The 6,993-nt window shown below is 64.1% G+C and carries 5 protein-coding genes; 2 read left to right on the top strand and 3 right to left on the bottom strand.

Annotation, left to right across the window (positions count from 1 at the left end):
• Positions 1 to 263: 263 nt before the first annotated feature.
• Both ACLP25_RS18395 and ACLP25_RS18390 read left to right on the top strand, forming a co-directional pair.
• Positions 264 to 2,012, top strand: coding sequence for a Rieske 2Fe-2S domain-containing protein (locus tag ACLP25_RS18395; RefSeq protein ID WP_442470616.1), 1,749 nt, complete (start codon positions 264 to 266; stop codon positions 2,010 to 2,012).
• 122 nt (positions 2,013 to 2,134) lie between these two features.
• Positions 2,135 to 4,087: a beta-galactosidase gene (locus tag ACLP25_RS18390; RefSeq protein ID WP_442470615.1), complete on the top strand. Its 1,953-nt coding sequence runs from the start codon at positions 2,135 to 2,137 to the stop codon at positions 4,085 to 4,087.
• On the opposite strand, the gene ACLP25_RS18385 is transcribed toward ACLP25_RS18390, so the two are convergent.
• From ACLP25_RS18385 to ACLP25_RS18375, 3 genes are all read right to left on the bottom strand, one after another.
• Complete coding sequence (locus ACLP25_RS18385; RefSeq protein WP_442470614.1) at positions 4,047 to 4,361, bottom strand: hypothetical protein; 315 nt, start codon at positions 4,359 to 4,361, stop codon at positions 4,047 to 4,049. The genes ACLP25_RS18390 and ACLP25_RS18385 overlap by 41 nt on opposite strands.
• A gap of 164 nt (positions 4,362 to 4,525) precedes the next feature.
• A complete protein-coding gene (locus ACLP25_RS18380; RefSeq protein ID WP_442470613.1) occupies positions 4,526 to 6,094 on the bottom strand; it encodes a S10 family peptidase in 1,569 nt (522 codons plus the stop codon).
• Between the two features lie 431 nt (positions 6,095 to 6,525).
• A partial coding sequence (locus tag ACLP25_RS18375; protein ID WP_442470612.1) for an NAD(P)/FAD-dependent oxidoreductase occupies positions 6,526 to 6,993 on the bottom strand: 468 nt, incomplete at its 5' end.

Genomic DNA, 6,993 nt, shown 5'->3' with positions numbered 1-6,993 from the left:
CACAACATGCTCAAGCTCGCCCAAGGTCGGAGTCTGTCTATCGCCAAGCTCGCAGCCACCTGAACCCCGCCAATCCGCCCAAACCGGCCAAATCCAAATCCAGAGCCGCCGATATCCTTCACAAATCGCCGCAACACCGGACACTATTTGGACAGGCTCCTTGCTGATCAATAGTCCATACCGCCCATACCGGACAGGGGCGGCCTCAAAACAGTCGACTGTGGGAGGTACGCTCATGGACGCGCCAAGTACGGACTTCACCCTTGCAGGGACCCCTCGACGAGCTGAAGGCGAAGGGCCGGCTCGTGGTGCACGGAGCCCATCGCCCGATCCTCGTCGTCCATGACCGCGGGCGCGTCTTTGCGCTCGACAACCGATGCCCACACATGGGCTTCCCGCTCGATCGGGGCAGTGTCGAGGACGGCATCCTCACCTGCCATTGGCACCACGCCCGCTTCGACCTCGAAAGCGGCTGCACTTTCGATCTCTGGGCGGACGACACGCCGACCTTCCCGGTCGAACTGCGCAACGGCGAGGTCTGGGTGAAGACCACGTTCGGTCATGCCGACCCCGCGATGCACTGGCGCCAGCGGCTCAGCGACGGCCTTGCGCACGACATCGGCCTCGTCATCGCCAAGGCGGTGCAAGGCCAGCTCGCGGCCGGGGTGCCGAAATTCGAGGTCGTCCGGCAGGCGGCGCTGTTCGGGGCCCACAACCGGGACGGCTGGGGTGTAGGCCTCACGATCCTCACCGCGCTCGGCAATCTCATGCCCGCTCTGCCCGAGGACGAAGCCTATCTCGCCCTTTTCCATGGGGCCCGCCGCGTGGCGGCGGACTGCGACGGGCAGCCGCCGCGGCGGGAACGTGCGCCGCTCGGAAGCCGGCCGGAAGCGGCTACCCTCAAACGCTGGCTGCGGCGCTGGACAAAGGTTCGTCATCGCGAGGCGGCGGAGCGAACCCTACTCACGGCTATCGCCGAGGGTCTTTCGCCCGCTGTGCTCGCCGACACCCTGCTCGCCGCCGAGACCGAGCGTGCCTTCGCCGACGGCGGGCACTCGCTCGACTTCATCAACAAGGCGTTCGAGTGCCTGGACCTGATCGGCTGGGAGCACGCTTCGTCGCTACTGCCGACAATCGTTGGAGGGATGGTGGCGGCGCGCGGCGCCGAGGAATCGACCGAATGGCGCCAGCCCGTCGATCTTGTCGCGCTTTGCGATGAAGCGGCCGGGCAGCTGCCGAAGCTATTCACCGAAGACCCCGGCGCGCATGGCTGGCCGCACCACGCGGCCCTCGCCCGGGAGCTGCTGGGCGACGATCCGGTCGCGATCGTCGAAGCAATCAAGGCGGCAGTCAATCACGGCGCCGTTCCAACGGACCTTGGCCGATCGCTCGCTTACGGGGCGGCGCTTCGGGTGGCTCGCTTCGGCAACGCCAACGAGCACGCCGACTGGGAGACGGCGCACCACGTCTTCACCCACGCCAATGCGCTCTGCCAGATGCTCGGGCGGATCGGGATCGCGACCAACGATCACCTGGCGGCGGCGCGGGCTCTGCTGCACAGTGCGATGGCCCTCTATCTCACGCGCTACCTCAACGTGCCGCCGGCCCGCATTCCAGGCGAAGGTGGGGAGCGGCTCGAAGATCTGCCCGCCAATGAGGAGGCGATCCGGACCGCCCTGCTCGACGCGTTCGACCGCCAGCGACAGGTTGATCTTGCCGCAAAGCTCGTGGCGCGGCATCTCGAGCTCGGCCATTCGCCGCAGGCGCTGATCGCCACGCTCGCCCATGCGGTGCTGAGGGAAGACGCGGGCTTTCATGCCTACCAGATGCTGGAGGCGGGAGTCCGGCAGTTCGCCGTCTGGGGCGGCGCCGACGAGGGCCGGCACATCCTCATCGCGGTCGCCCGTTATCTCGCAGCCCATTCACCGACCGAACGCGCGGCGCTGCAAACGGCTGACATGGCCCGCCGCTTGGTGCGTGGAGGCGAGCTGCATCAAGCCCGAGCGTCGTGACAGGGCGCCCCGGGACGCGCTCGTCGATTCTATAACTCGTCTATTGCTCACCCACGGCAGACGTCAGGGCCGAGCCCCGATCGTGTAAGCTCCAAATCCGATCTTCCGCGCAAAGGACCGTCATGCTCGGCGTCTGCTATTACCCTGAACACTGGCCGGAAGCCTGGTGGGTCGAGGACGCGCGGCGGATGCGGGAACTCGGCATTGCATACGTTCGCATCGGTGAGTTCGCATGGTCCCGCTACGAGCGGAGCCGAGGCCAGTTTCAGTGGGACTGGCTCGACACAGCGATGAACACGCTCGGCGAGGCCGGGCTGAAAGTCGTGCTCGGCACGCCGACTGCCGCGCCGCCGAAATGGCTGATGGACGAACATCCGGAAATCGCGCCGATTGACGAGCAAGGGCGACGGCGCGGCTTCGGCTCGCGCCGGCACTACACGTTCTCGTCGCAGGTCTATCGGGAGGAGAGCGCGCGGATCGTCGAAACCTTGTCCCGGCGCTATGGCGAGCATCCGGCTCTCGTCGGGTGGCAGACCGACAACGAGTTCGGCTGCCACGACACCGTGCGCTCGTGGGGCGCAGAAGATCTGAAGGCGTTCCGCGACTGGCTTCGAGGCGCTTACCAGTCCGCGGACCGTTTGAACCAAGCCTGGGGATCAGTGTTCTGGTCGATGGAGGTCGGGAGCTTTGATGAGGTCTCGCTGCCCAATTGCACTGTGACGGAGCCTAATCCGGCCGCGTTGCTCGACTATTGGCGGTTTCAGTCGCAGCAGGTGGCCGCCTTCAACCGCATGCAGGTCGACATCATCCGACGCTATTCGCCCGGCCGGTGGATCACCCACAACTTCATGGGCTTCTTCAACGAATTCGATCATTGGCTGCTTGGCGAGAGCCTGGATTTCGCGACCTGGGATTCCTACCCCCTCGGCTTTCTCGAGGGCTTTCCCTTCGCCGAAGCGGAGCGTGGCCGCTGGCGGACCACTTCGCGCCCCGATATCGCGCCTTTTCACCACGACCTTTATCGCGGCGTGGGCCGGGGGCGCTTCTGGGTGATGGAGCAGCAGCCGGGGCCGGTCAACTGGGCGCCATGGAACCCCGCCCCAGCGGGAGGGATGGTCCGATTGTGGGCGATCGAAGCGCATGCGCACGGCGCTGAGGTTGTGAGCTATTTCCGCTGGCGGCAGGCTCCGTTCGCTCAGGAGCAGATGCACGCGGGGCTGAATTTGCCCAGCTCACATGAGCTTTCGCCCGGCGGTCGCGAGGCGGCGGCCGCGGCCGACGACCTCATGCGTCTGGGCGACTTGCCCGCGACCGTGGCCGCGGAGGTCGCCATCGTCTACGATTACGAAGCGCATTGGGTCGCGGCGATCCTGCCGCATGGCGCAGATTTTCGCTATCCGGAATTGGTTTTCCGCTGGTACGAGGCTATTCGAGGTCTCGGCATCGACGTCGATTTCGTGCCTTCGGGCGCGAGCCTCGAAGGGTATCGTCTTGTCCTGGCGCCCTCCTTGCCCATCGTTTCGGCGAGCGCCGAAGCGGCCTTCGCCGCCGCGAAGGGACTGGTGGTCTTCGGCCCGCGCTCCGGATCGAAGACGCGCCACTTTTCCATTCCTGAGGAATTGCCGCCCGGCTCTTTGCAGCGCCTTCTTCGTTCACGAGTGATCGAGGTTTCCTCGCTTCGGCCCGGCGCCAATATCGCAATTCAAGGCGCCATTTCAGGCAATGCCGAGCGGTGGCGCGAGCTTGTGGAGACAAGCGCCGAGATACTTGCCGCCTTCGCGGACAACTCGCCTGCCCTCGTCGGCAATGACAACTGTTTCTATCTGGCCTGCTGGCCCGACTCGCGCGCGCTCCGGATGCTGATGGAGCTGTTGTGCCGAAAGGCCGGCCTCTCGACGATCGAGCTGCCGAAAGGCGTGCGATTACGCCGCCGCGGCGATCTCACGTTTGCCTTCAACTACGCTGAGACGTCGTGGCCGGCCCCGTTCGGCGGCGAACCGCTCATCGGCGACGCATCCGTGGCTCCGCGCAGCTTTAGCGTGTGGCGAACCTCACCAGCCGGCAGAGACCGATGAACCGCCTCCACAGCCCCGGTTCGTCGACATTCGGCGATCCCGGGTCGACGTTGCCGACATAGCCGATGTCACCGTTGTAGACTTCCTTGTCATAGTCGTCCGCGATCTGCATGACCTTGTCGCCCGGAGCAAAGGCGGCGGTATTTTCGCGAGACGGTCGACCGGATTGCGACAATGCCGGCTTTCCCCAATCCGTTTTGCCGGCGGCTGAAACTCTGAGCGCGCTCTGACCGCTAAGGCCACGCGCGCCCGGTAAGAGCCGCGTCGGCTTCACAGGCTATCGCGTCCGGCGCTCGGCCGTCTCCATCGGGTGGCCAATTTCGTCGTCGGCGTCTTGCTATCAGTCGGAGCCTTTCCGAGATTGACGCCTGGTCTGGCCGCCGTTTGTGGCACGGGGCCTGATAGCCTTAACTGGAAGGCTTCCGGAACCTCCGGCCATCATTCGGTGCCGGGCGTGGTGACGGCGCTGTCAGAAGAGCCTTCGATCAATTGTCGGGCGTCTTCTCGCAGCGCCTTCCGCGTTTCATCGCGCAAGTAATGCATATGGCCGCCGCCATAAACTTTCAGCTTCACCCGTCCCGATGGGCCATAGTCGGGAATTTGATCGAGCAGCATTTGTGTGCCCAAATATGGCGTCTGGACGTCGGTGAGCCCGTGGCTGATCAGGACGTTGAAATTCGGATCCAGCGCGAGCATGCGCTGCAGAGCAAAAATCGCTCGCGGCGGCTCCAGCCCGGAGCCCCAATTCCAAGCGTGACTGACGGCTTCGTTCAAGAGCTCATAGCGTTCGTCGATCTTCCAACCAAGGCGGTCATTGTAGATGCCCATTACGGCGCTGGAGAAGGGCGCATCGAAGCCATCGACCACTGGGTCAAGCCAGCGGCTCCGATACCTGTTCGGTTCGGGATCGTTAGCGCTGATCGTCACATCGTAGAAAGCAGCGACTTTGCCTTGCTGTCGATCGAACTCGCGGAGGAAGGCGTCCTTGTCGACTCGCCCGCCCAGCTGTTTCACCAGCTCCTCGTTGAGGCCGGTGAGTTCGCTGACGTGTTGCGCCATGCGGCCGACAGCGGCCGCATCCTTTGGCCCACTCAAGAAGTCGAGCAGATAATCGTGGCGCGCATAGTTTTCGACGTCTTCCAGATCCTTTCGCGTCACCTTTCCGCTTCGCTCGCGGAAGGCCGCCGCGTAAGAAGGCAGCCGGACGGCAAAGGGCAATGGATTGGTGACGTCGGCCGAGTCGGCCCCCAGATCAAGAGCAGGCGAGATCAGAACAAGGCCGTTGATTCCGACGCCTTGCTTCGTCGCGAGCTCCTCGGCCAGCCGCGGCCCACGAAAGCCGCCATAGCTTTCGCCGAGAATGAATTTTGGCGATGCGAGGCGATCATTCTCGGCCAACCAACGTCGAACCACCACGCTCAACGCCTCGATGTCGCCGTTCACCGACCAGAGTTTCTTCCGGACATCGTCTCCCGGCCCGATAATCCGGCTATAGCCGCTTCCTGGCGGATCGATGAAGACGAGATCGGTAAAGTCGAGCCAAGTGTCTTCGTTGTCGACTACGGTCGGGGAGGAGGAAGGGGAAAGGCTGTTGGTGGGCAGGCGCCATGGCCCGACGGCTCCAAGTTGGAGCCAGGCCGAACCTGCGCCTGGACCGCCATTGAAGACGAAGGTGACGGGCCTCTTGTGGGCGTCCGGTGCGTTCAGTTGATAGGCGATATAGCAAACGTCAGCTTCGGGTGCGCCTTTGTCGTCGCTGAGCTGGATGCTGCCGGCCGTGGCCTTGAAGTCGAGCTTGCGACTTGCAAAGTTTAGCACTTGGGTCGTGGTCGCCTCGGCAGGCAAGGGTCTGACTGGCGCCGTCGAGGACTTTGTATCCGCCGATTTCGTCGATCCGTGCGGAGCGCTTGGCGGGGACGCGCCCTTCGTCAAATCCTCTGCAGCAAGCGGGGCCGCCACGATCAAAAGGCCAACACAAACCGCCAGGCGTCGCAAGAAGGCAATCATGCAACTCTCCACATTTATTTCGTGACAGTGCTTCGATTCCGCCGGTTGCGCGAGATCGCAGTGGATCTCTCCACTCTAGCTTAAAAGCTAGATCGGCGTGACGGGCCGTATATTCCGCCAGGGCCAAGCGAGACAAGGTGCGGGGCTGCCAGAGGAGGGGATGCGATTCAAGCCGAGGGCATTCGCTAGGCGAACTGCTGCTGTCCTCCCAAATTGCGACGCCGAGTGCTGCAACCAGGAATGACCGGTTGTCGTCGACTCCGGCCGTCTCTTTCGCGCAAATAGCGGGCATTCCGCGAAGGCTTGGCGAACGGGCGAAGTCGAACCGTTTGCGGACGTTGGCGCAAAGCCTGGGGCTCATGGCGCGCGCAGGGCTGCGCGATCGAATCGGTGGGCATGGCGCATGCGCATTCAGGGAGGGGGATCCTGGATCACCGGGCCAAGGCGTTGCCCCGGCCTTTCCGCTGATCTCGCGGATGGGCCGTGCTCTCCTCGTCGTTACGGGTAATCAGCCGTGCGGTACGCTGGTCGCGCATGTAGATCCAGAGCCAGGAGAGGGCTACGCTCAGCCGGTTGCGCACGCCGATGAGGAAGTAGATGTGGGCGAGGCCCCAGAGCCACCATGCAATAGCCCCCGTAAGCTTGATCCAGCCGAAGTCGATCACGGCGCGTCGCTTTCCGATCGTCGCAAGATCGCCTGCGTGCCTGTAGACGAAGGGTGGAGATGAGGCCGCCCCTCGAAGCCGCGCCCGAATCACTTTCGCAACATAAGTCCCCTCCTGCTTGGCGGCCGGCGCGATGCCGGGGACCGGCCGACCGTCCGGCCGCAGGACAAACGCCGCGTCGCCGATCGCAAAGATCTCGGGATGTCCCGGGACCGTCAGATCGAGCGAGACCAT

This window comes from Roseiarcus sp. (assembly GCF_052145395.1).
Taxonomy (GTDB): Bacteria; Pseudomonadota; Alphaproteobacteria; order Rhizobiales; family Beijerinckiaceae; genus Roseiarcus.
The sequence above is the reverse complement of the archived record's forward strand: the minus strand, read 5'-3'. Positions and strand labels throughout refer to the sequence as shown.

Excerpts from the sequence above, each read along its gene's own strand:
- ACLP25_RS18380 (WP_442470613.1), bottom strand. The coding sequence starts at position 6,094 with ATGATTGCCTTCTTGCGACGCCTGGCGGTTTGTGTTGGCCTTTTGATC.
- ACLP25_RS18390 (WP_442470615.1), top strand. The coding sequence starts at position 2,135 with ATGCTCGGCGTCTGCTATTACCCTGAACACTGGCCGGAAGCCTGGTGG.